Annotated in this window: 22 protein-coding genes and 1 pseudogene; 10 read left to right on the forward strand and 13 right to left on the reverse strand. The window is 68.5% G+C overall.

The genetic code is table 11. The features are described 5' to 3' along the window. Positions 1-4: 4 nt before the first annotated feature. Both moaA and U8D42_RS01385 read right to left on the reverse strand, forming a co-directional pair. The gene (gene moaA / locus U8D42_RS01380; RefSeq protein ID WP_322860930.1) at positions 5-1,084 is read right to left on the reverse strand and encodes a GTP 3',8-cyclase MoaA; all 1,080 of its coding nucleotides are present in this window, start codon (positions 1,082-1,084) and stop codon (positions 5-7) included. Then, entirely contained in the window at positions 1,081-1,485 is a 405-nt protein-coding gene (locus tag U8D42_RS01385; RefSeq protein ID WP_322860929.1) for a YccF domain-containing protein, read from the reverse strand. Before U8D42_RS01385 ends, moaA begins: the two co-directional genes overlap by 4 nt. A gap of 162 nt (positions 1,486-1,647) precedes the next feature. Here U8D42_RS01385 and U8D42_RS01390 point away from each other — a divergent pair, with 162 nt between their 5' ends. The 3 genes from U8D42_RS01390 (at position 1,648) to U8D42_RS01400 (ending at position 4,204) form a co-directional block, all read left to right on the forward strand. Next, the gene (locus U8D42_RS01390) at positions 1,648-2,061 is read left to right on the forward strand and encodes a cold-shock protein (protein WP_068082497.1); all 414 of its coding nucleotides are present in this window, start codon (positions 1,648-1,650) and stop codon (positions 2,059-2,061) included. 61 nt (positions 2,062-2,122) lie between these two features. Beyond that, positions 2,123-3,127: a glutathione S-transferase family protein gene (locus U8D42_RS01395; RefSeq protein ID WP_322860928.1), complete on the forward strand. Its 1,005-nt coding sequence runs from the start codon at positions 2,123-2,125 to the stop codon at positions 3,125-3,127. A gap of 162 nt (positions 3,128-3,289) precedes the next feature. Then, positions 3,290-4,204, forward strand: coding sequence for a universal stress protein (locus U8D42_RS01400; protein WP_322860927.1), 915 nt, complete (start codon positions 3,290-3,292; stop codon positions 4,202-4,204). Positions 4,205-4,219: 15 nt separating this feature from the next. Here the strand turns inward: U8D42_RS01400 and U8D42_RS01405 are convergent, their stop codons facing one another. Continuing rightward, positions 4,220-4,708, reverse strand: a complete 489-nt coding sequence (locus U8D42_RS01405) for a DUF2771 domain-containing protein (RefSeq protein ID WP_322860926.1) — start codon at positions 4,706-4,708, stop codon at positions 4,220-4,222. Then, entirely contained in the window at positions 4,705-6,357 is a 1,653-nt protein-coding gene (locus U8D42_RS01410; RefSeq protein WP_322861017.1) for an MFS transporter, read from the reverse strand. The genes U8D42_RS01405 and U8D42_RS01410 overlap by 4 nt, the downstream gene beginning before the upstream one ends. 130 nt (positions 6,358-6,487) lie before the next feature. On the opposite strand from U8D42_RS01410, the pseudogene U8D42_RS01415 reads away from it, so the two are divergent. Further along, positions 6,488-7,270: pseudogene (locus U8D42_RS01415) on the forward strand (DUF3027 domain-containing protein); the annotation flags it as partial. Between the two features lie 242 nt (positions 7,271-7,512). Here the strand turns inward: U8D42_RS01415 and U8D42_RS01420 are convergent. Both U8D42_RS01420 and U8D42_RS01425 read right to left on the reverse strand, forming a co-directional pair. After that, entirely contained in the window at positions 7,513-7,968 is a 456-nt protein-coding gene (locus tag U8D42_RS01420; RefSeq protein WP_085243219.1) for an SRPBCC family protein, read from the reverse strand. 28 nt (positions 7,969-7,996) lie between these two features. Then, positions 7,997-8,272: a DUF2530 domain-containing protein gene (locus U8D42_RS01425; RefSeq protein WP_322860925.1), complete on the reverse strand. Its 276-nt coding sequence runs from the start codon at positions 8,270-8,272 to the stop codon at positions 7,997-7,999. A gap of 196 nt (positions 8,273-8,468) precedes the next feature. Here U8D42_RS01425 and U8D42_RS01430 point away from each other — a divergent pair, with 196 nt between their 5' ends. The 3 genes from U8D42_RS01430 to U8D42_RS01440 are packed head-to-tail and all read left to right on the forward strand — an operon-like array spanning position 8,469 to position 9,999. Beyond that, positions 8,469-8,900 carry a MarR family transcriptional regulator gene (locus tag U8D42_RS01430; protein ID WP_085243221.1) on the forward strand — a complete coding sequence of 144 codons (432 nt, stop codon included), beginning with the start codon at positions 8,469-8,471 and terminating at the stop codon, positions 8,898-8,900. Continuing rightward, the gene (locus U8D42_RS01435; RefSeq protein ID WP_085243222.1) at positions 8,897-9,730 is read left to right on the forward strand and encodes a TrmH family RNA methyltransferase; all 834 of its coding nucleotides are present in this window, start codon (positions 8,897-8,899) and stop codon (positions 9,728-9,730) included. Before U8D42_RS01430 ends, U8D42_RS01435 begins: the two co-directional genes overlap by 4 nt. Continuing rightward, the gene (locus U8D42_RS01440; RefSeq protein WP_085243223.1) at positions 9,727-9,999 is read left to right on the forward strand and encodes a DUF2537 domain-containing protein; all 273 of its coding nucleotides are present in this window, start codon (positions 9,727-9,729) and stop codon (positions 9,997-9,999) included. Before U8D42_RS01435 ends, U8D42_RS01440 begins: the two co-directional genes overlap by 4 nt. A gap of 23 nt (positions 10,000-10,022) precedes the next feature. Here the strand turns inward: U8D42_RS01440 and sepH are convergent, their stop codons facing one another. Both sepH and serC read right to left on the reverse strand, forming a co-directional pair. Further along, on the reverse strand, positions 10,023-10,796 hold the full coding sequence (gene sepH, locus U8D42_RS01445; protein ID WP_085243224.1) for a septation protein SepH: 774 nt from the start codon (positions 10,794-10,796) through the stop codon (positions 10,023-10,025). 151 nt (positions 10,797-10,947) lie between these two features. Next, positions 10,948-12,066, reverse strand: coding sequence for a phosphoserine transaminase (serC, locus tag U8D42_RS01450; RefSeq protein ID WP_322860924.1), 1,119 nt, complete (start codon positions 12,064-12,066; stop codon positions 10,948-10,950). A gap of 244 nt (positions 12,067-12,310) precedes the next feature. On the opposite strand from serC, the gene U8D42_RS01455 reads away from it, so the two are divergent. After that, entirely contained in the window at positions 12,311-13,336 is a 1,026-nt protein-coding gene (locus U8D42_RS01455) for an AurF N-oxygenase family protein (protein WP_322860923.1), read from the forward strand. Between the two features lie 20 nt (positions 13,337-13,356). Then, positions 13,357-15,033, forward strand: a complete 1,677-nt coding sequence (locus U8D42_RS01460; protein ID WP_322860922.1) for an FAD-dependent oxidoreductase — start codon at positions 13,357-13,359, stop codon at positions 15,031-15,033. A gap of 305 nt (positions 15,034-15,338) precedes the next feature. Here U8D42_RS01460 and lpdA read toward each other — a convergent pair whose 3' ends face one another. The 4 genes from lpdA to U8D42_RS01480 are packed head-to-tail and all read right to left on the reverse strand — an operon-like array spanning position 15,339 to position 20,066. Continuing rightward, positions 15,339-16,718: a dihydrolipoyl dehydrogenase gene (gene lpdA, locus U8D42_RS01465; protein ID WP_322860921.1), complete on the reverse strand. Its 1,380-nt coding sequence runs from the start codon at positions 16,716-16,718 to the stop codon at positions 15,339-15,341. Next, positions 16,715-17,944, reverse strand: a complete 1,230-nt coding sequence (locus tag U8D42_RS01470; protein WP_322860920.1) for a dihydrolipoamide acetyltransferase family protein — start codon at positions 17,942-17,944, stop codon at positions 16,715-16,717. The genes lpdA and U8D42_RS01470 overlap by 4 nt, the downstream gene beginning before the upstream one ends. After that, positions 17,941-18,945: an alpha-ketoacid dehydrogenase subunit beta gene (locus U8D42_RS01475; RefSeq protein ID WP_322860919.1), complete on the reverse strand. Its 1,005-nt coding sequence runs from the start codon at positions 18,943-18,945 to the stop codon at positions 17,941-17,943. Before U8D42_RS01475 ends, U8D42_RS01470 begins: the two co-directional genes overlap by 4 nt. After that, positions 18,942-20,066 (reverse strand): thiamine pyrophosphate-dependent enzyme, encoded by a 1,125-nt coding sequence (locus tag U8D42_RS01480; RefSeq protein ID WP_322860918.1) that lies wholly within the window; start codon positions 20,064-20,066, stop codon positions 18,942-18,944. The genes U8D42_RS01475 and U8D42_RS01480 overlap by 4 nt, the downstream gene beginning before the upstream one ends. 157 nt (positions 20,067-20,223) lie before the next feature. Here U8D42_RS01480 and U8D42_RS01485 point away from each other — a divergent pair, with 157 nt between their 5' ends. Continuing rightward, positions 20,224-20,694 carry an Lrp/AsnC family transcriptional regulator gene (locus U8D42_RS01485; protein WP_065446231.1) on the forward strand — a complete coding sequence of 157 codons (471 nt, stop codon included), beginning with the start codon at positions 20,224-20,226 and terminating at the stop codon, positions 20,692-20,694. Positions 20,695-20,701: 7 nt separating this feature from the next. Here U8D42_RS01485 and U8D42_RS01490 read toward each other — a convergent pair whose 3' ends face one another. Further along, positions 20,702-21,790: a Glu/Leu/Phe/Val dehydrogenase family protein gene (locus tag U8D42_RS01490; protein WP_322860917.1), complete on the reverse strand. Its 1,089-nt coding sequence runs from the start codon at positions 21,788-21,790 to the stop codon at positions 20,702-20,704. Positions 21,791-21,930 lie beyond the last annotated feature (140 nt).

Consider the following 21,930-nt stretch of genomic DNA (forward strand, 5'->3'; position numbering starts at 1 on the left):
GGGTCTAGCCGCCGATCGCGCTCATCGGGCGGTCGGGCTGGACGAAGCTCGGGTCGTTGATCCCGTGACCCGCGGGCTTGCCCCACATCGCGACCCGCCACGCCGTTTCGATCGCCTCATCGGGGGCGCCGGTGCGCAGCAGGGTCCGAAGATCGGTTTCCTCGACCGAAAACAGGCAGCTGCGGACCTGGCCATCGGCCGTCAGTCGGGTGCGGTCACAGGCCGAACAGAACGCGTGCGAGACCGACGCGATGACACCGAACTTGCCGCTCGGTGTCCCCGGGCCCGTGTCGACCAGCCAGAGCTCGGCGGGCGCCGACCCGCGCGGTGCCGGGTCGGGACGCAGCCGGAAGTGCGGCCGCAGCGTGTCGAGCACATCGTCGGCGCTCAGCGCGGCGCCCCGCCGCCATTGGTGCCCGGCGTCCAGCGGCATCTGCTCGATGACGCGCAACTGGTGGCCGCGCTCGAGGCAGAACCGCAGCAGTTCGACCACGTCCTGGCGCCCGGTGACGGGGTCGAGCACGGCATTCACCTTGACCGGTGTCAGGCCGGCATCATGGGCGGCCGCCAGGCCGGCCAGCACGTCGTCGAGTCGGTCCCGGCGGGTGATCGCCGCGAAGTGCTCGCGGTCCACGCTGTCCATCGACACGTTGACGCGGTTCAGGCCCGCCCGGGCGAGGCCCTCCGCCCGCCGCGCCAGCCCGACGCCGTTGGTGGTCAGCGAGATCTCCGGGCGCGGCCGCAGGCCGGCCGCCGCGGCGACCACCTCTTCGAGGTGCCGTGCCAACAGGGGCTCACCGCCGGTGAACCGCACGCTGGTCACGCCCAATCGGGTGACCGCGATGTGCATCAGCCGCGCCAGCTCGTCGGGCCGCAACAGCTGCTCGCCGGGCAGCCAGTCCAGCCCCTCGGCCGGCATGCAGTAATTGCACCGCAGGTTGCAGCGGTCGGTCAGGGAGACCCGCAGATCGGTGGCGACCCGGCCATAGGTGTCCACCAACGGGCCGGCGGTCGGCGCGCTCGGCGCGGCGGTGCCGTCGGTGCGGCCCGGCACCGTCGGCACACCCAGCGCGGTCAGCGTCACGCGGCCACCGCCGGGTGGTGGGACGGCGGACCGACCGGAACGATCTCCTTGCCCAACGGCATCAGCGACACCGGGATCAGCTTGAGGTTGGCCAGCGCCAGCGGTATGCCGACGATGGTGATCGCCATCGCCAGCGCGCTGGCCAAGTGGCCGATCGCCAGCCAGATCCCGAACAACAGCACCCAGATGACGTTCCCGATGAGGGCACCCGTCCCGGCGGTCGGCTTGTCGACGATGGTGCGGCCGAACGGCCACAGCGCGTAGGAGGCGATGCGCAGTGACGCGAAGCCGAAGGGGATGGTGATGATGAGCAGGAAGCTGATGAGCGCCGCGACCAGGTACCCGAGGGCCATCCACAGGCCGCCGAACACGAGCCAGATGATGTTCAGGATCAGGCGCATATTTCCTCCACCGTTGACGTCCAGCGTACCGAGCGGGGAAGAACGGGGTGCTCGTGAGTTGAGCATCCGAGTAGGATCTATAGACCAAACGGCGTCCTGCGCAGGCGGGACGCTTATTGTGTTGGCCATTCTATTGATCCGTTAGACAAGCAGGTGAGACCAGTGCCGACCGGCAAGGTTAAGTGGTACGACGCCGACAAGGGGTTTGGCTTCCTGTCGCAGGAGGACGGCGAAGACGTGTACGTCCGCTCGTCGGCGTTGCCCGCTGGGGTCGAGGGGCTCAAAGCGGGCCAGCGCGTCGAGTTCGGCATCGCCTCCGGGCGGCGCGGGCCGCAGGCGCTGAGCCTCAAGCTGATTGAGCCGCCGCCCAGCCTCACCAAGGCGCAGGGCCGCCGAGAGGTGCCCGCCGAGCACAAGCACAGCCCCGACGAACTGCACGGCATGGTCGAGGACATGATCACGCTGCTCGAGAGCGCCGTGCAGCCCGAGTTGCGCAAGGGTCGCTACCCCGACCGCAAGACGGCCCGACGTGTTTCCGAGGTGGTTCGGGCCGTCGCCCGCGAACTCGACGCCTAGCGCGTCGAGGGGCGGGTTTGCCCCCGCAGGCACCCGCCGGGGCTGGGGCAGAATTGTCGCCATGGCCGCATACGTTGCCGGTAACGGCGACTTCGCCCGCGACACCGACTACATCAGCACCCGCGTGACCGCCGACGGGCGCGACGGTTACCCGGTGGAGCCCGGCCGGTACCGGCTCGTCGTTGCCCGCGCGTGTCCGTGGGCCAACCGCGCCATCATCGTCCGCCGGTTGCTGGGGCTGGAAAGCGTTCTCTCCATTGGATTTTGCGGACCCACCCACGACCAACGCAGTTGGACGTTCGACCTCGATCCGGGCGGCGTCGACCCCGTGCTGAAGATCCCGCGGCTGCAGGACGCGTACTTCAAGCGCGTCCCCGACTACCCGAAGGGCATCACGGTCCCCGCGATCGTCGACATCCCGTCCGGTGCGGTGGTCACCAACGATTTCGCCCAGATGACGCTGGATTTCTCGACGGAATGGGCCGCCTACCACCGCGACGGCGCGCCGGAGCTGTACCCCGAGCGGCTGCGCGGCGAGATCGACGAGGTGAACAAGCGCGTCTACACCGAGATCAACAACGGGGTGTACCGGTGCGGCTTCGCCGGCTCACAGCAGGCCTACGACGCGGCCTACGACCGGCTGTTCGCCGCGCTGGACTGGGTGAGCGAACGCCTGACCGACCAGCGATACCTGGTGGGCGACACCATCACCGAGGCCGACGTGCGGCTGTTCACCACGCTGGCCCGGTTCGACCCGGTCTATCACGGGCATTTCAAGTGCAACCGAAGCAAACTGAGCGAGCTGCCGGTGTTGTGGGCGTATGCGCGCGACCTGTTCCAGACGCCCGGGTTCGGCGACACCATCGACTTCGTCCAGATCAAGCAGCACTACTACATCGTGCACGCCGACATCAACCCAACCCGCATCGTGCCCAAGGGGCCGGACCTGACCGGCTGGCTGTCACCACATAACCGGGATTCGTTGGGCGGCAAGCCTTTCGGCGATGGGACGCCGCCCGGGCCGCCGGTCGAAGGCGAGGCGGTGCCCGCCGGGCACGGAGCGTAGCAAGCCTCCGGGCTCCCGCGTCGCGGCCGCCAGCGGATTGCGTCGCGGTCCGCGGCGAAAGGCCGTTTGGTCACTGAAGCGTGGGACCAACGCCCCCTGTCCGCGCGTCCTCGGGGTCCTAGAGTCGAGGGTACCGACCACACGTGTAAGCGAGGCAACGAAATGTCCGGTGAATCAGGGGATCTGGGAGTCGTCGTTGGTGTCGACGGATCGCGGGATTCGAATGCTGCCATCCGTTGGGCCGCCCGCGAGGCGATCATGCGCAACGTCGCGCTGACGCTCGCCTACGCCGCGGCGCCGGCGCCCGGCGGCGCGCCGGTGCTCGAGTGGGCAGGCGAGTCCGCTCCACCGGAATTCCGCGAGGAGCTGGGTGCGATGGCAACACAGGCGCTCGCTGACGCGGTCAAGATCGTCGAGGACGCGACCGGGGGGAGCGACCTGCGGATCCACAACGAGGTCATCGCCGAGGCGCCCGTTCCCGCGCTGGTCGAGTTGTCGACGAAGGCCGACATGGTCGTGGTGGGCAGCCGCGGGCACGGGGCGTTGGAACGCGTGCTGCTGGGCTCGGTCAGTACCGGGCTGGTCCATCACGCCCATTGCCCGGTGGCGGTCATCCGCGACGAAGGCTCAGCACCCGTCGAGGGCTGCGTGCTGGTCGGCGTCGACGGCTCGCCGGCATCGGAGCTGGCGACGGCCATCGCCTTCGACGAAGCTTCATGGCGGAACGCGGAACTGGTGGCCCTGCACGCCTGGACCGACGCCGAGGTCCCCGATCTCCCCAGCCGGGAGTGGACCGGACTGACCAGGACGTCCTGGACCAAGCTGCAATCGGCAGCCGAGGAGACACTGGCGGAACGTCTGGCGGGCTGGCGGGAACGGTACCCCGACGTCGTCGTGCACCGCGAGGTCGTCGTCAACCACGCCGCGCAGCATCTCGTGGAGCGGTCGGGGTCCGCGCAACTTGTCGTCGTCGGCAGTCACGGGCGCGGCGGGTTCACCGGCATGCTGCTGGGATCGGTCAGCACGGCGGTGGTACACGCGGTGCGCACACCCGTGATCGTCGCTCGCGAGGGTTAGCCCCGCGAGCGACGCTCAGTACGTCAGCCGCACTGACCATTCCGCGTGCGGGACATCGCGCAGTTCGCCGGCGGGGTCCATCACCAGAGTCAGCAACTGCACGACGATCCCGACCAGGCGCCCACGGTGCGGGTCGACCGGGGGGATGGTGACCGCGAACCGGGTGTTCGGCCGAAAGATGGTGCTGTTGGTGTTGGTCGGGTCCTCGTAGACCTGCAGCAGCCGCCAGGGCGCGCGATAGATCGCGTCGGGCACCGACAGCTGCACGGGATAGCGCTCGCTGACCTTCAGCTCGCCCTGGACTTGCGGGGTGTCGCAGTCGTTGAGGTTGAGCACGTTGCAGTACAGGTAGGGCCCCACCCTGGCGAGGTGGCCGTGCGAATACGCGCTGATCTCCGGGCGCTGCGGACCCGACGGGCGCACCAGCAGCCAGGTGCCGACGCCGACCGCCGCGCACAACACCGTCATCACGCCGGCCAGCAGCACGGCGACACCGCGTTTCACTCGGGCACCACCGCCGGGCTGCCGCGGCGCGCGCCCTCCTGCTCGACCATGACGGGCCGGTTACCTCCGAGGCCGGGGATCAGCGAATTCCCTTGGTAGCTGACGAGCGTCTGCGCCAAGCCGAGGATGAGCAGGGCCGTGACGACGGTGAAGCCGATCCACAGTTCGGTGTAGACCAGGACGCCCACGGCACCACCCAGCACCCAGGCCAGCTGCAGCGTCGACTCCGAACGCCCGAATCCCGAGGCCCGCGATTCCTCAGGCAGGTCGTTCTGCAAGGAGGCGTCCAGCGAGGCCTTCGCGATGGCGCTGGAGCCGGACGTGACCAGGGTGGCGATCACCGCCGCCGCCAGGGTGCCCGCGACCGAGGCCGCCAACGCGACCGCCGAGACCGCCAGCGTGCAGCGCACCACCAACACGGCCGGCCGGCCCAGTTGCAGGCGCGCGGCCGCAAAGTTGCCGGCGAAGTTGCCGATGCCGGCCGCCGCGCCGATCATCCCGAGCATGCCCAGCTGAACCCAGCCGCTGGCCTGGTGCGCCTTGGCGACGAACGCCGGGTACAAGAACAGAAACCCGACCATGACCTTGATGGTGCAGTTGCCCCACAATGACGTGATGATGTTGCGGCCCAAAGGTTGTCGCAGCGTCCCGCCGACCTTCTTGACTTGGTCGGGCCAGCGCCGCCGTTGCGGCTCGCTGTCCTGGCGATAGCTCAGGGTGGCCGGCACCTCGCCCGCGGTCACCTCGACCCAACGCGGGATCCGCATGGACAGCAAGGCGCCCGCGACGGTGACCGCGATGACGACGAACAGCGCGCCGGGCAACTTGAACAGGTGGGTGCAGGCGAACTCGACACCGGCCGCGACGGCCCCGCCGGCGATGGTGCCGCCCAGTAGGCCGAACACGGTCAGCCGGGAGTTGACCCGCACCAGGTCGATGGTCGGCGGCATGACGCGCGGGGTCACGGCGCTGCGCAGCACGCTGAACGACTTGGAGAACACCATCATGGCCAGCGCGCAAGGATAGAGCACCCACGACGGGTAGCTGCCGCTGGCGCCGTCGTAGTTCATGATCAGCACCAGCGCCAACGCCGTGCGCAGGGCGAACGACGTGGCGAGCGCGACGCGCCGGCCGTGCTGCAACCGGTCCAGCGCCGGGCCGATGAGCGGCGCGATGACCGCAAACGGCGCGATCGTGATCAGCAGATACAACGCGACCCGGCCCTTGCTCTCCCCGGTGGCCGCCGCGAAGAACAGCGTGTTGGCCAGCGCCACCGCCATCGCCGCGTCCACCGCGAAGTTGGCCACCACCGGCCACGTCAGCGCGGTCAGACCCGACTTGTCGGCGCCGTCGGCGGTGGCGGCCCGTTGCACCATCCAGTACATCCGCGAACCCATCTCGCGGCTGCGCAGCGCCGCGGCGCGGGTGACGGTGATCCGCTCGCCGGTCGGGGCACCGCGCGGCGGCGGGCTCTCGCGTCGCTCCGGCTCCGGCTGCTCGCCGATCGGCGGCAGGTAGCGATTGGCGCTGGGCATCGGCGGTGACCTGCGCGCGCGGCGATAATCGCCGTCGTCGGCGGGGTAGTTGGCCATGCCCGGATGCTGATTGCCGGACCCACCCCGGGGCCGGCGGCCCGGGGTGGAGGCCACGCGGCCCGGATCGTCACGCCGCCGTCCAGACACGTCCCGATTCTCCCCTATGCCGACGACATGCGTCTGCAGGTAACGGGGCGTGGCTGGCCAACCTAGTATTGGAAACGCAATGCAGGAAGGGGACATGGTGACCGGGCCCATCGAGGAATCCGCCGTGGCAGCCGTGGCCGAGTGGCCGGAGGGGTTGGCGGCCGTGCTCACGGGCGCGGCGGACCAGGCCAGGGCCGCCGTCGTGGAGTTCAGCGGGGCCGAGGCCGTCGGCGACTACCTGGGCGTCAGCTACGAGGACCCCGCGGCGGCCACCCACCGGTTCCTGGCGCATCTGCCCGGCTATCAGGGCTGGCAGTGGGCCGTTGTCGTCGCCGCCCACCCCGGTGCGGACCACGCCACCGTGAGCGAAGTGGTGCTGATTCCCGGACCGACGGCGTTGCTGGCCCCGCACTGGGTTCCGTGGGATCAGCGGGTGCGCCCAGGCGACTTGAGCCCGGGGGACCTGCTGGCCCCCGCGGCCGACGACCCTCGGCTGGCGCCCGGCTACACCGCCACCGGCGACCCCCAGGTCGACGAGACCGCCGCCGAGATCGGGCTGGGCCGGCGCTGGGTGATGAGCGCCTGGGGCCGGGCGGAGGCGGCCGAGCGATGGCACACGGGCGACCACGGGCCCGACTCGCCGATGGCCCGCTCCACCAAGCGGGTGTGCCGCGACTGCGGATTCTTCCTGCCGCTGGCGGGCTCGCTCGGCGCGATGTTCGGGGTGTGCGGCAACGAACTGTCGGCCGACGGGCAGGTGGTCGACAAGCAGTACGGTTGCGGAGCCCATTCGGACACCCCGGCTCCGGCGGGAACCGGTTCGCCGATGTACGAGCCATACGACGATGGCGTGCTCGACGTCGTGGAAGCGCCGCCCGAGGTATTCGAGCCGGCCGAGGTATTCGAGCCGGCCGAGGTATTCGAGCCGGCCGAGGTGTCCGAGGTGTCCGAGGCGGTCGAGGTATCCGAGGCGGCCGAATCGCAGAACCCCGAGACCGAGTCGGACAGCGGTCCGGAGCTCGAGGCGGAGCCGCCGGCATCCGCGCCCGAGGCCTCGGAGGCCCAGCCCGACGCGACGGCGTCGGGCGCACCGGAGGGCCGGCCCGAGCAGCCCGAGGCGGACTAGCTTTTTTCGGCTGCGGCCTTGATCTTGGCCAACGAGGTGTTCATGCCCTCGAGCAACTCGTGCTCGAAGTTGGTGGTCCCGCCAAGCAGCGCGTTCACCGTCAGGTTCGAGACCGCGGTCACGCCGTTCTCCGCGTGACGGCTCTCGATCACCCGGGTGCCCCCGTCGATGGGCTGCAGCTCGTAGCTCCAGATGGTGCGGTTGGCGTCGACGCGGAACGCCAGCTTGCTCTCCGGGATGACCTCGACGACCGTGCACGTGGTCGGCCAGAACAGCCGGTTGCGGCGATTGATGTTCAGGGTCCGCGTACCCTGGCGCAGCGGGCCGAACGTCTTCATCCAACGGCACTGCGGGCTCCACTGGGGCATCCGCCGAAGATCGGAGATCAACCCCCAAACGGTGGAAACCGGTGCGTCGATATCGATTTGCGCTTGCAGTAGCGGAGCTACCATCGATCCTCCCGGGTTATCGGTGCGAGATCTAGCCGTGGTCGAGATAGTTGTCGAGTCCGGTCTGCGCGCCGCGATCGCCGCGGCGCGCAGCTGCGAGCTGCAACACGAAGATGCTCGTCCCGAGCACGCCCACCCCGAGCCCGGCCAGCGTCAGCGGACGCCAACTCTGCAGGGCCGGGACAAAAAATGCGGCGGCCGCCGCGACCAGCCAACCGAGCGCGCCGAGGCCGATGAAAGGCCACGCGTTGAGCAGCGCCGGTGGCAGGGGCGGCGCCTCGCGGTTCGAGCCGGGTTCCTCGGACATCGCGATTAACATAGCCCCCGCCCGCACGGGCCGCCCTACCCCCCGGGTGCCGGGGTGGCCGAAATGCCGGGGCGGCGCGGGTTGCCTGGCCACACAAGCGGTTCGGCGATCGTCGGCCCGCGTGGTCCCGGGAGCCAAAGCCCGTCGTTCACCGGTTCGTATCCCGACTTCCTGAGCTTCCGTGTACCCTCGCGCCATGCCTGACAGCGATGCGCGGCTGGCGAGCGACCTGTCGCTGGCGGTCATGCGGCTGGCCCGCCAACTCCGGTTCCGGAACCCGTCGTCGCCGGTGTCGTTGTCCCAGCTGTCGGCGCTGGCCACGCTGGCCAACGAGGGCCCGATGACGCCCGGCGCGCTGGCTATCCGCGAGCGGGTCCGGCCGCCGTCGATGACCCGGGTGATCGCATCGCTGGCCGACATGGGCCTGGTGGACCGCGCCCCGCATCCCGTCGACGGCCGACAGGTGCTGGTCTCGGTGTCCCCGTCCGGCGCCGAGCTGGTCAAGGCCACCCGGCGGGCCCGTCAGGAGTGGCTGGCCAAACGGCTGGCGACGCTGGACGACGAACAGCGTGACACCCTGCGCAACGCGGCCGACCTGATGCTGGCCCTGGTCGACGAAAGCCCGTGAGCGATGGCATCGATGGCCTCAACGTCCAGGACGTAGCCGATCCCGACGACCCCCGCCTCGACGACTTCCGCGACCTGAACAGCGTCGATCGCCGTCCCGACCTGCCGTCGGGCAAGGGCCTGGTGATCGCCGAAGGTGTGCTGGTCGTCCAGCGCATGCTCTCCTCCCGGTTTGCCCCGCACGCGCTGCTGGGGACCGAGCGCCGGCTCGCCGAACTCGCAGACGACCTGGCGGGCAACGCCGTGCCGTTCTACCGAACCTCCGCCGACGTCATGGCCCAGGTGGTCGGCTTCCACCTCAATCGGGGGGTGCTGGCGGCCGCCCGACGGGTGCCGGAACCCGGTGTGGCCGAACTGGTCGAGCGCGCCCGGACCGTCGCGGTGCTCGAGGGCGTCAACGATCACGAGAACCTGGGCGCGATCTTTCGCAACGCCGCCGGGCTGGGCGTCGACGCCGTGATGTTCGGCAGCGGCTGCGCCGACCCGCTCTACCGCCGTGCCGTCCGGGTCTCCATGGGGCACGCCTTGCTGGTCCCGTACGCGCGAGCGACGGACTGGCCCGCCGAACTGGCAATGTTGAAGGAGAAGGGATTTCGGCTGCTCGCGATGACCCCGCACGGCAACGCCGCCACCCTGGCGGAGGCGATGGCGGCCGCGCGCGACGAACGCATCGCGGTGATCGTGGGGGCCGAGGGGCCGGGGCTGACGCCGGCGACCCTGCGGATAAGCGATGTGCGCGTACGCATCCCGATGTCGCGCGGAACGGACTCCCTCAACGTCGCTACCGCCGCCGCCCTGGCGTTCTACGAACGGGTTAGGCTCGGCGGGTGACCGACGATTCCCCGCCCTGGGCAACGGGTTTGACGGTCGCCGGCTTCGTCGCCGCAGTGACCGGGGCCGCCATCGTGGTGCTCAGCCTGGGCCTAGTCCGGGTGCATCCGTTGCTGGCGGTCGGGCTCAACATCGTCGCGGCCGGGGGGCTGGCGCCGACGCTGTGGGGTTGGCGGCACAAGCCGGTGCTGCGCTGGTTCCTGCTGGGCGCGGGAATCGGTGTCGCGGGAGCCTGGCTGACACTGCTCGCGCTGACGGTGGCGAGCTAGACGCTGTGGGCGCGGCGGGTCGCCTAGCGCTGCCCGCCCGAGCGCACCCCGAGCAGCACATCCTCCCAAGCCGGAATGACGGGCTTACCGCGTCGAGTGTGCACCGGGGGCTCCTGGGGAGCGGGCTGCTCTTGCGGAGCGGCGGCGGTGGGCTTCGCCGACTCCTCGAAGTCGACGTGGGCGACCCGCGCGAGCGGGCGCAGCGGACGGTCGAAGTTCGGGTCGACCAGCTCCTTGGCCGCGTCGTCGATGGCCGTGACCGTGCCACCGTGCGCACCCGGCGCGAAGCAGAAGTGCGCGATGTTGTCCGACCGGCCGGCCTTCCAGGCGAGCTGCACGGTCCAGCGGCTGTCTTCGTTGCGCCAGGCGTCCCAGCTCAGCCGGTCGGGTTCCAGGCCGCGCGTCACCAGGGCGGCGCTCACGGTTTCCAGCAGGGTGAGCACCGCGGGCCCATCGGCGAGCACCGGATGCGCGGCGGTTGCCAACTCCGCGGCGCGAGCGCGTTCCAGCAGCACGGGGTGTGCGAATCGGCGGACCCGTGAGACGTCGGAGCCGGAGGCCGCGGCCACCTGTTCCACGGACGCGCCGGCGCGGATCCTGGCCTGAATCTCTTTGGGGCTCAGCATGTTGGTGACCTGGATGTCGAGTTGCGGTTGCTCCGGCGGCGCGATTTCGCCGCGCACGGCGGCCTTCAGCTGATCGTCGACCGCGAGCTTGAAGGGCTCGGCGGGATCGCCGGCCTCGCAGATGATGTGTTTGCCGCCGGCATCGACCCCAACCATTTTGAGTTCCCGCATGGTTTCTCCTCGCAGGCTCCGTGCAGGTCGACGGACCCGTCTCGTGCGCACTCTAGTGCAGCTGACGCCCATAACCTGTGCTGACACGCTGGGCGGTTGCGCGCCGATTGCGAGCGGGTTACGGCCCGGATGCGGCCCGCCGCTCGGCGGGTCAGAGTCGCTCGACCACCCAGTCGACGCATTGTGTCAGCGCGCTGACGTCATCGGGGTCGACCGCGGGGAACATGCCGACCCGCAACTGGTTGCGGCCGAGTTTGCGGTACGGCTCGACGTCGACGATGCCGTTCGCCCGCAGGATCTTCGCGACGGTCGCGGCGTCGACGTCGTCGACGAAATCGACGGTGCCGACCACCTGGGACCGCAGGCCCGGGTCGGAGACGAACGGCGTGGTGTACGGCCGCTCCTGCGCCCAGGAATACAACCGCTGCGACGAGTCGGCCGTGCGCTTGACGGCCCACTCCAGCCCACCGTTGCCGAGCATCCAGTCGATCTGCTCGGCCATCAGGGCCAGGGTGCCGACCGCCGGGGTGTTGTACGTCTGGTTCTTCAGGCTGTTGTCCACCGCGATCGGCAGCGACAGGAAGTCGGGAACCCATCGGCCCGAGGCGGCGATGGACTCCACCCGCGCCAGCGCCGCCGGGCTCATGATGGCCAGCCACAGGCCACCGTCGCTGGCGAAATTCTTCTGCGGCGAGAAGTAGTAGGCGTCGGTCTCGGTGATGTCGACCGGCAGGCCGCCCGCGCCGGAGGTGGCGTCGATGACGACCAGGGCGTCGCCGGAGTCGGCCGGGCGGCGGATGGGCACCGCCACCCCGGTCGAGGTCTCGTTGTGCGCCCAGGCGATCACGTCGACCGAGGGATCGCTCTGCGGCTCGGGTGCGCTGCCGGCGTCCGCCTTGACGACGATCGGGTCGCCGACGAACGGGTTGTTGGCAACCGCCGAGGCGAACTTCGCACTGAATTCGCCGAAGGACAGGTGCAGCGAGCGCTTGTCGATCAACCCGAACGCCGCCGCGTCCCAGAACGCCGTCGCGCCGCCGTTGCCCAGGATGACCTCATAACCGTCCGGCACGGAGAACAGCTCGGTCAGCCCGGTCCGGACCCGGCCCACCAGGTTCTTGACGGGAGCTTGGCGGTGCGAAGTGCCGAACAGCGGGGCCGCGGTGGTCGTCAGCGCCTGCAACTGTTCGGGCCGGACCTTGGAAGGGCCGCAGCCGAAGCGGCCGTCGCGGGGTTTGATGTCAGCGGGAACCTCGAGCTGGTCAGCCATGCTCATCAGGGTAGTGAGCGGATGTGACCGGTGACGCAGCGGTCCGCCGGCCCGCCTCCGTGACCCGCGCAAAACGCCTGGCCGCGCGCCGGCGGCGTTTGGCGCACTGTGAGGCAGGGCACACCTGTGGCCTGACCACTGGTCAGGCCACAGTGCCCGTGGGGGGTCTAGAAGATATCCGGTACCTGCGGTACTGTCTGGACATAGCACGTCCAAATGTAAACCTCGTTGGGGAGGCTTGGATATGGCCAGGACACGCATGGTTCGGCGTTGGCGCCGCAATATGGAGGTGCGCGACGACACCGAGTACGTCAACACGCTTGCCACCCTGTCCGAGGGCTCGGTGCGGCGAAACTTCAACCCGTACACCGACATCGACTGGGACTCACCCGAATTCGCCGTCACCGAGAACGACCCGCGATGGATACTGCCGACGACCGATCCGCTGGGACGCCATCCCTGGTATCTGGCGCAGTCCGACGAGCGCAAGATCAAGATCGGCATGTGGCGCCAGGCCAACGTCGCCAAGGTCGGGCTGCACTTCGAGTCGATCCTGATCCGCGGGCTGATGAACTACACGTTCTGGGTGCCGAACGGGTCTCCGGAATACCGGTACTGCCTGCACGAATCGGTCGAAGAGTGCAACCACACCATGATGTTTCAGGAAATGGTGAACCGCGTCGGCGCCGACGTGCCGGGAATGCCGCGGCTGCTCAAGTGGCTCTCGCCGCTGGTACCGCTGGTGGCCGGCCCGCTGCCGGTGGCGTTCTTCATCGGGGTGCTCGCCGGCGAGGAGCCGATCGACCACACGCAGAAAAACGTTCTGCGCGAAGGGAAGTCGCTGCACCCGATCATGGAGCGGGTGATGGCTATTCACGTGGCCGAGGAAGCGCGCCACATTTCGTTTGCCCATGAGTTCCTGCGCCGGCGGGTGCCGCAGTTGACCCAGCGGCAACGGTTCTGGACCGCGCTGTACCTGCCGCTGACGATGAAGGTCCTGTGCCGGGCCATCGTGGTGCCGCCCAAGGCGTTCTGGCAGGAGTTCGACATCCCGCGCGAGGTGCGCAAGGAGCTCTTCTTCCGGTCGCCGGAATCACGAAAGTGGCTCAGCGACATGTTCGGCGACGTGCGGATGCTGGCTCATGACACCGGCCTGATGGAGACGCGCTCCGCGCGGCTCATGTGGCGGCTCTGCAAGATCGACGGCAAGCCGTCGCGCTACCGCAGCGAGCCGCAGCGCCGGCACCTGGCCGCGGCACCGGCCGCCTAGGACCGCGCGGGTAATCGCCTATGCCGCATGTCATTACCCAGTCGTGCTGTAACGACGGGTCCTGTGTTTTCGCGTGCCCGGTGAACTGCATTCACCCCACGCCCGACGAGCCGGGCTTCGCCACCTCGGAGATGCTCTACATCGACCCGGTGGCCTGCGTGGACTGTGGCGCGTGTGTGAGCGCCTGCCCCGTCGGTGCGATCGCGCCGGACACCCGGTTGGACATCAAGCAGTTGCCATTCGTCGAGATCAACGCGTCCTTCTACCCGGAGCGGCCGCAGGGGGAGAAGGTGCCGCCCACCTCGAAGCTGGCCCCGGTGATCCCGGCGGCGCAGGTGCGGGCAAGCCGTCAGCCGCTGACCGTGGCGATCGTGGGCTCCGGGCCGGCGGCGATGTATGCCGCCGATGAGCTGCTCACCCAGGATGGGGTGCGGGTCAACGTCTTTGAGAAGCTGCCCACCCCCTACGGCCTGGTGCGCGCCGGGGTGGCGCCCGATCACCAGAACACCAAACGGGTCACCCGGTTGTTCGATCGCGTCGCCGGTCATCGCCGCTTTTGCTTCTACCTCAACGTCGAGGTCGGCAGGCACCTCAGTCACGCCGATCTGCTGGCCCACCATCACGCCGTGGTGTACGCGGTCGGTGCCCCCGACGACCGTCGCCTTCAGATCGAGGGCATGGGGCTGCCGGGCACCGGAACCGCGACCGAACTGGTGGCCTGGATCAACGGCCATCCCGATTTTGCCGAGCTGCCAGTCGATCTCAGCCACGAACGCGTGGTGATCATCGGCAACGGCAACGTCGCCCTGGACGTGGCCCGGGTGCTCAGCGCGGATCCCGACGACCTGTCCCGCACCGACATCTCCGACCGTGCGTTGGCGGCGCTCCGCGCGTCCGCGGTTCGCGAGGTGGTGGTGGCCGCCCGCCGCGGCCCCGCCCAGTCGGCGTTCACCCTGCCCGAACTGATCGGTCTCACCACCTCATCCGACGTCGTGCTCAGCACCGCCGACCACGAGCTGGTGGCGGCCGATCTGGCCACCGTCACGGACAGCTTGACCAAGCGCAAGCTGGAAATCCTGAGCGACCTCGGTGACGACTCGGCGCCGGGAGATGAGCGTCCGCGAGTCAGGCTGGCGTATCAGCTCACCCCGAATCGTGTGCTGGGCGGTCAGCGCGCCACCGGCGTGGAGTTCGCCGTCACCGGCACCGACGAGCTGCGCCACCTCAGCGCGGGACTGGTCCTGACGTCGATTGGCTACCGCGGCAAGCCGATTCGCGACCTGCCGTTCGACGAGTCGGCGGCTGTCGTGCCCAACGACGGCGGCCGGGTGGTCGATCCCGACTCGGGGGAGCCGGTGTCCGGCGCGTATGTCGCGGGCTGGATCAAGCGGGGGCCGAGCGGATTCATCGGTACGAACAAATCCTGCTCCCTGCAGACGGTGCAGGCTCTGGTGGCGGATTTCAACGCCGGCAGGCTGAGCGATCCGGTGTCGAAGCCGGAGACGCTGGCCAAGCTGGTCCACGCCCGGCAGCCCGACGCCGTCGACGCCCGCGGCTGGCGGGCGATCGACGCCGCCGAGGTCGCGCGCGGGAGCAACGACGGCCGGCCTCGGAACAAATTCACCGAGGTCGCCGACATGCTAGCCGCAGCTGCCACCGCGCGAGCACGGCGACGCTGGCTGCCGAGGCTTGGCTGATAAGAGTGGGACTTTCCAGCTGATTTGGTGCCTGCGCGCAGCAGAGGGGCAGGTCTTCCCGTGATGCCCGGCAGGTGTGGCGCCGCTATGTGCCGATGGGCTTGGCGTTGCGAGCTCTAGCGTAGTGCGCCGGCTCGGGAAGTGACTCGTCTAATCGTCGGTACGGGGTGGCCGGCCGGACAAGCGAGACGAAGGAATCTTCCCAGCCTGTCCCACGAAACTTTCCCGCCACCAACTTCACCCGCCACACAGGGGCTGGGTCGATTGCCCGCGAGATTGTCTCCGATCTACAAGCATGGTGGTCATCAGGAATGACCGTGCAGTGGTGAGCGCGACAGCGCGAGCATCGCCTCGCCGAGCGCTTCGCTTTGAGTCGGATGCGCATGCAGAAAGGGACCAACCTCGGCCGGTAGGGCTTCCCAGCCGACGATCACCTGCGCTTCACCGATGAATTCGCTGACTCGATCACCGACGCAATGGATTCCGACGACGGGGCCGTCACCGTGGACGGGGCCGCGGCGGATCACCTTGATGCCGCCCGAGGAGCGCAAGATCTGGCTCTTGCCATTGCCGCCGAGGTCGTACACCGTCGTGGTGATGTCGCCGTACCGTTCGCGTGCCGCGGGTTCGGTGAGTCCCACGCAAGCCACCTCGGGATGGGAGTAGGTGACCCTCGGGATGAACTGCTCGACGACCGGCACGGGATCACGCCGGGCGATCACTTCGGCGACGAAGGCACCGTGCGCAAAGCCTCGGTGCGCGAGTTGTGGGCCGGCGACAAGGTCGCCGACGGCATACACGCCCTCGTGGTTGGTGGCGAGGCGCTCGTCCACCCAGACGAAGCCGCGGTCGACGGTGATCCCCGCGTCAGCCAGCGCCCGGGAGCGCGGCTCACGGCCAACGGCGACCAGCAACACGTCCGCGGTCAACGCGTCGCCACGGTCGGGTGTCACGGTGACGGTGTCCGTGGTCTGGCCCGCCTCGGTGACCGCGATTCCGGTGTTGACGGTGACGCCGCGGCGGCGCAGCGCGCGCTCCAGGGTTCCCGACACCCAGGAGTCCTCTCCCGGTAACAGTCGGGGCAGCGATTCCAGGATCGTCACCGACGACCCGAGCGACGTCCACAAGCTGGCGAATTCCACTCCAATGACTCCACCGCCCAGCACAATCGCGGTTTCCGGGACATAGGGCAGTGCGAGCGCCTCATCGCTGGTGACGATGCGACCGCCAATCGAGATGCCGGGAATCCGCCGCGGCGACGAGCCCGTCGCCAGGACCACCGCGTCCCCGGTGTAGAGGGTGCCCTCGACGTCCACGGCCCGCCGACCCAGGTAGCGGCCGGTGCCGGGTACGGTGGTGACTTTCCGGCTTGCGACCAGTCCCGCGAGGCCTGCGTGCAGCCGGGTGACCACCGACTCCTTGTAGGCATGCACGGCGGCCATGTCGACCCCGTCCAAGCGCGCCCTAATACCGAAAGTGCTTGCGGCGCGCGTCATGTCGGCGATCTCGGCGGCATGCAGCAGCGCCTTGGTCGGTATGCAGCCGCGGTGCAGGCAGGTGCCGCCGAGTTTGTCGGCCTCGATCAGTACCACCGACAATCCGAGTTGGCCGGCCCGCAGCGCGCACGCATACCCAGCCGGGCCGCCACCGAGAATCAGCACGTCGCTGTGCTGAACCGCCGTCACAGCAGCGCCAGCGCCGTGACGGGATTCTGCACGTAGTCGGCGAATAGGCGCAGGAAGCCACCGGCCGAGCCGCCGTCGCAGACCCGGTGGTCGAAGCTGAGCGACAGCTGGGTCACCTTCCGCACGGCGAGCTCACCGCCGAGGACCCACGGCCGGTCGATGATGCGGCCGACGCCCACGATGGCCGCCTCAGGGTGATTGATGATCGCCGCCGACCCGTCGACACCGAAGACACCGTAGTTGTTCAACGTCACGGTCCCGCCCGCCAGCCGTGCGGGCGGGAGCTTGCCGTCCCGGGCCAGAGAAATGACTTCGGCGAGGTTGTTCGACAACGTCACGGTGTCGAGCGCGTCAGCGTCCGGGATGACCGGGACCATCAACCCACGCGGCGACTGCACCGCAACCCCGAGATGAATGTGGCGGTGCCGCACAATGTGCTGGTGTTCGACGTCGAAGGACGCGTTCAGCTCGGGAAATTGGCGCAGCGCGGCGATGGTGAGCCGGGCCAGCAATGCGAGGAGGCTGACGGGCGCCGCCTGACCCATGAGTCGTTTCGCCTCCAACAACCCGGTCGCGTCGGCGTCGACCCACGTGGTGGCGTCCGGGATTTCGCGGCGACTGGTGCTCAGCTTGTCCGCGATGACCTTCCGGATCCCGGTGACGGGAATTCGGGGCTCGTCCTCGTTGGCGGATGGTGCTCTAGCCGCGATCACGCGCTCGACGTCGGCGCGGGTGATGATGCCGCCGGCACCGCTGCCCGCAAGCTGCTCCAGGTCGACACCGTTGTCGCGGGCAAGCATTCGGACAACCGGCGAAATGACCTTCGTGGCAGGGCCCTCCGCCTTTACCGCAGCTCGTGGGCGCCGGCGACGTGGCGCGTGGTGACCGCTGGTTCCGTAGCCGATGAGTACATTGCCGGAACCGGCGCGCTCTTCTTCCCGGTGTTTTGCGAACGTGCCAGTGCTTTCCGCGGAGTCGGGGAATTCACCGGTGCGCACGGTGATCAGCGGTGCCCCGACCGCCACGGCGACGCCCACGGTCCCGTGCAGTTCGGCGACCGTTCCGGCGAACGGGATCGGTACGTCGACGCACGCCTTGGCGGTCTCTACCTCGATGACCGGCTGGTCGATGCCGACGCTGTCGCCGACGTCCACCAGCCACCGTGTGATCACGGCTTCGGTAAGCCCCTCGCCGAGGTCGGGCAGCATGAAGGTCTGATCGGTCACGCGCCGACCGCCCAGCGGGTGTCGGGATGGTCATCCCACTGCAGCCGGTCGACGGCGTCGAGAATGCGGTCGCAGGTGGGCAGATACCAGCGTTCCAATTTCGGTGCGGGGTAGGGGATGTCGTAGCCGCTCACGCGTAACACCGGTGCCGCCAACTGGTGGAAGCAGCGCTCCTGGATCCGTGCGGCGATTTCGGCCGCCACCCCGGCGAACCCCGGTGCCTCCTGCACCACTACGCAGCGACCCGTCTTGCGGACCGAGGCCGTCACCGTCGCGTCGTCGAACGGCACGATCGAGCGCAAGTCGACGAGTTCCACCTCCCGGCCGTACTCGGCGGCCGCCGCCGCGGCGTGCATGGCGGGTTCCACCGACGGCCCGAAGGCAACCAGCGTGACGTCCGCGCCGGATCGGAGCACGTGGGCTTGTCCGATCTTCGCGCCGCGGCGAAGCTCGACGTCGTCCCTGGAGAAGTACAGACGCTTCGGCTCAAGGAATACCACCGGATCGGGATCGTCAATGGCCTCGCGCAACAACCCATAGGCATCGGCGACCGTCGCCGGCGTGACGACTTTCAGTCCCGGCGTGTGGGCGTAGTAGGCCTCACTCGAATCGCAGTGATGCTCGACTCCGCCAATACCACCGGCGTAGGGCACACGTATCACCAAGGGCGCCGACAGGACGCCACGGGTGCGGTTACGCAGCTTGGCGACGTGCGACACGACCTGTTCGAAGGCCGGGTAGGCGAACGCATCGAACTGCATCTCGACCACGGGCCGAAAACCCCCCATCGCCATCCCGACCGCGAATCCGATGATCCCGGACTCCGCCAGCGGAGTATCGAAACAGCGGTCGGCGCCGAACGTCTCGGCCAGGCCATCGGTGACGCGAAAGACGCCTCCGAGCGTGCCGACGTCCTCTCCGAACACCACCACGGAATCGTCGTTGTCGAGCGCATCGCGTAATGCCGCGTTCAGAGCCTGCGCCATCGTGGTCGGTGTCATTTGTCGTCCTCTTCGAGCTCGGCCGTGAATTCGATGCGGGCTTGTGTCTGCTGTTCGCGCAGTTGCGTGGTCGGCTCCGCGTAGACGTACCGGAACAAATCGTCGATCTCGGTGGGCCGGGCACGGTTCATGCCGTCCCGGATCGTGGTGGCCAGGCCTTCCGCCTCGGCGGTCAATGCGGCGGCGTAGGCGTCGTCCACCAATCCTTGGGCGCGCAGGAAGGTTTCCAGTCGCCGGATGGGGTCGCGGGCGGTCCACTCCGTCACCTCCTCCTCAGTGCGATACCGGCGCGGGTCATCGGCGTTGGTATGGCCGGATATCCGGTACGTGTGCGCCTCGACGATGACGGGTCCGTTTCCCGCCAGCACGTAGTCGCGCGCCGCGTCCAGCACCGCAAGCATGGCGACGGGATCATTGCCGTCGACCTGCTCACTGCCGATGCCGTAGCCAACCCCCTTGTGCGCCAACGACGGAGCCACGGACTGGCGGGCCAGCGGAACGCTGATGGCAAAGCCGTTGTTTTGGACCAGGAAGATCACCGGTGCCCTGAACACCGCGGCGAAGTTCAGGGCTTCGTGGAAATCGCCCTCGCTGGTGGCACCGTCACCGCATAGGGCCAACACCGCCGCGTTGGTTGCCTTGCGCGTCAGGGCGTGCGCCAAGCCGGCCGCGTGCAGGAGTTGGGTGGCCAATGGTGTGCACTGTGGAGCGGTGTGGTGACGCTTGGCGTCGAAGCAGCAGTGCCAGTCGCCTGCGAGCATTCCGAGGACCTCGACCGGGTCGATGCCCCGAGCTGTCAGGGCCATCGAATCGCGGTACGTCGGGAACAGCCAGTCCTGCGCGTGCAGGCACATCGCCGCCGCGATCTGGCAGGCCTCCTGCCCGCGCGAAGACGGATAGACGGCAAGTCGACCCTGCTTCGTCAACGCCACCGCCTGCTCGTCAAAACGGCGCCCCAGCAACATGTTCCGGTACATCGTCAGCAACCGCTGAGCCTCGGGTCGGGCATATCGGGCGCTGCTCGCGACCGGCTGGCCGGCGGGGTCGAGGAATTGTACGGCCGTGTCGGCGGGAAGGAACTTCTGATACAGCGAGGTGTCAGCCGATGCGACCACTGTCACGGTAGCCTCCAATGTCGATTGTCTGTCTTACGATCTTCGGCAGTTGTGGGCCACGTGACAACGAGATCGGTCATAATGAATACGGATTGCTGTCCATCCCGGCAAGCGGCAACAAATTGTTCAGTGCGATGGTCGAGCGGAAGCGAGCGGTAAACAAATGGATGACGCGGTGACACACGTTCAACTCGACGACGTCGACCGCAGGTTGATCAAAGAACTGGTCAAGGACGGCCGCTTGTCAATGCTGGCATTGGCGCAGCGCGCACACGTCTCGCGTACCCACGTCTACGCACGGGTCGAACGGCTGGAAAAGGCCGGCGTCATCGAGGGCTTCACCGCACGAATCAACATGGAGAAGGCCGGGTTTGCCACATCCGCTTTGATCGCCCTGACGATTCTGCAGGATTCCTGGCGCGGCCTGTCTGAGCAGTTGAAGACGCTGCGCTATGTCGAGCGCTTCACCCTGGTCGGCGGAGACTTCGATGTGCTGGTGGTGGTGCGTGCCCCCGACAACCACACCCTTCGCAACGTCGTGCTCGACCGGATCCACAGTCTGGCCGGAATCCGTTCGAGCCGCACGTGGCTGGTGTTCGAGGAGTGGAGCGACCTGAGTCGCGAATGGCTGTGAATCGTGCTCAGCCGGCGAGGGATGTGGGTGCGGCGGCGCGGCGGCGCGCCAGAGTTCGAGCGGCCGCATCGGTGGGAATGCCTTCTGCCACGCTGATTTCGTAGACCTGCGTCAGCGTCTGTCCGATGGCTCTGGTGTTATCTGCCACCACGTCGGCATCCCACCCGAGCACCTCCCGGCCGACAAGGTGGAATGCGCCGCCGGCATTGGTGACGAAGTCGGGGGCGTACAGGATTTCGCGATCACGCAGGACCGACCCCGCTTCGTCCTCGGCCAGGATGTTGTTGGCGGCACCCACAACCGCGGAGGCGGTGAGTCGCCGCGCGACGGCGCGGTCGATGACGGCACCCATCGCACAGGGCGCGAAGATGTCGCATGGGGTGGTGGATACCCGAGCGGGTGGGATTGGGGTGCACCCGAACTCCTGCGCCCGGGCGATCCGCTCGCTGTCGACGTCAGCGACCAACACGCGCGCGCCGGCCTGGGCCGCCATCGTCGCGAGGTGGGCGCCGACCGCGCCGAGGCCTTGGACGAGGATGGTCAGGCCCTCGAAGCCGCCCATCCCGCCGAACCGCGCGGTGGCTTTCATCGCCTCAAAGACTCCGACTGCCGTGTTGACCGCGCTCGACCCGGCGCCGCCCCCGCCGACCGAGCGGCCAAACACGAAGTCCGTTGTGTTGCTGAGGACGTCCATGTCCGCGGAGTTTGTGTTGACGTCCGGACCCGTCCAGTAGGCGCCATTGAGTCTGTCGATGTTTTCGGCGTGCAGGTACAGGATTCGTTTCCAGGTCGCCGCATCGATGTCCTGGCGTGGGGCAGGCAGGGCGATGACGGATTTTCCACCGCCCATGGGTAGGTTGCTCACCGCCATCTTCAATGTCATGGCCTCGGCCAGCCGGGCCGCGTCCGCCAGCGCGTCGGTGAGCGAGGCGTATTGGGCTGCGCGCGTCCCGCCCGCGGCGCGGCCGTGCCGGATCGAATCGACCCGGATCACGAAAGTCGTGCCGGTGTCGGCGTCATGGCGGGTGAGCGTCAGTTCGCCCTCCCACCGAAGTGCGTCATCGGGGTTCATGACTAAGCCTTTCGTATCGACCAACGTGTAGCGACGCTAGGGCGCTGTGGACGGACAGGCGAGATCGGCGCGAATAATTCGGACAGAATGCTCAACTGCGGCGAAATAGACGGAGGATTTGTTGCTTTGGTGGGTTGGCAGCAGCCCCCGGTGAACGGTCTGCT

It is taken from the genome of Mycobacterium europaeum, from assembly GCF_034555895.2.
Classification (GTDB): Bacteria; Actinomycetota; Actinomycetes; order Mycobacteriales; family Mycobacteriaceae; genus Mycobacterium; species Mycobacterium europaeum.

Excerpts from the sequence above, each read along its gene's own strand:
- U8D42_RS01425 (WP_322860925.1), bottom strand. The coding sequence starts at position 8,272 with ATGTCCGAGGAACCCGGCTCGAACCGCGAGGCGCCGCCCCTGCCACCG.
- U8D42_RS01420 (WP_085243219.1), bottom strand. The coding sequence starts at position 7,968 with ATGGTAGCTCCGCTACTGCAAGCGCAAATCGATATCGACGCACCGGTT.
- U8D42_RS01485 (WP_065446231.1), top strand. The coding sequence starts at position 20,224 with ATGGATGACGCGGTGACACACGTTCAACTCGACGACGTCGACCGCAGG.
- U8D42_RS01460 (WP_322860922.1), top strand. The coding sequence starts at position 13,357 with ATGCCGCATGTCATTACCCAGTCGTGCTGTAACGACGGGTCCTGTGTT.
- U8D42_RS01400 (WP_322860927.1), top strand. The coding sequence starts at position 3,290 with ATGTCCGGTGAATCAGGGGATCTGGGAGTCGTCGTTGGTGTCGACGGA.
- U8D42_RS01430 (WP_085243221.1), top strand. The coding sequence starts at position 8,469 with ATGCCTGACAGCGATGCGCGGCTGGCGAGCGACCTGTCGCTGGCGGTC.
- U8D42_RS01385 (WP_322860929.1), bottom strand. The coding sequence starts at position 1,485 with ATGCGCCTGATCCTGAACATCATCTGGCTCGTGTTCGGCGGCCTGTGG.
- U8D42_RS01475 (WP_322860919.1), bottom strand. The coding sequence starts at position 18,945 with ATGACACCGACCACGATGGCGCAGGCTCTGAACGCGGCATTACGCGAT.
- serC (WP_322860924.1), bottom strand. The coding sequence starts at position 12,066 with ATGGCTGACCAGCTCGAGGTTCCCGCTGACATCAAACCCCGCGACGGC.
- U8D42_RS01455 (WP_322860923.1), top strand. The coding sequence starts at position 12,311 with ATGGCCAGGACACGCATGGTTCGGCGTTGGCGCCGCAATATGGAGGTG.
- sepH (WP_085243224.1), bottom strand. The coding sequence starts at position 10,796 with ATGCGGGAACTCAAAATGGTTGGGGTCGATGCCGGCGGCAAACACATC.
- U8D42_RS01395 (WP_322860928.1), top strand. The coding sequence starts at position 2,123 with ATGGCCGCATACGTTGCCGGTAACGGCGACTTCGCCCGCGACACCGAC.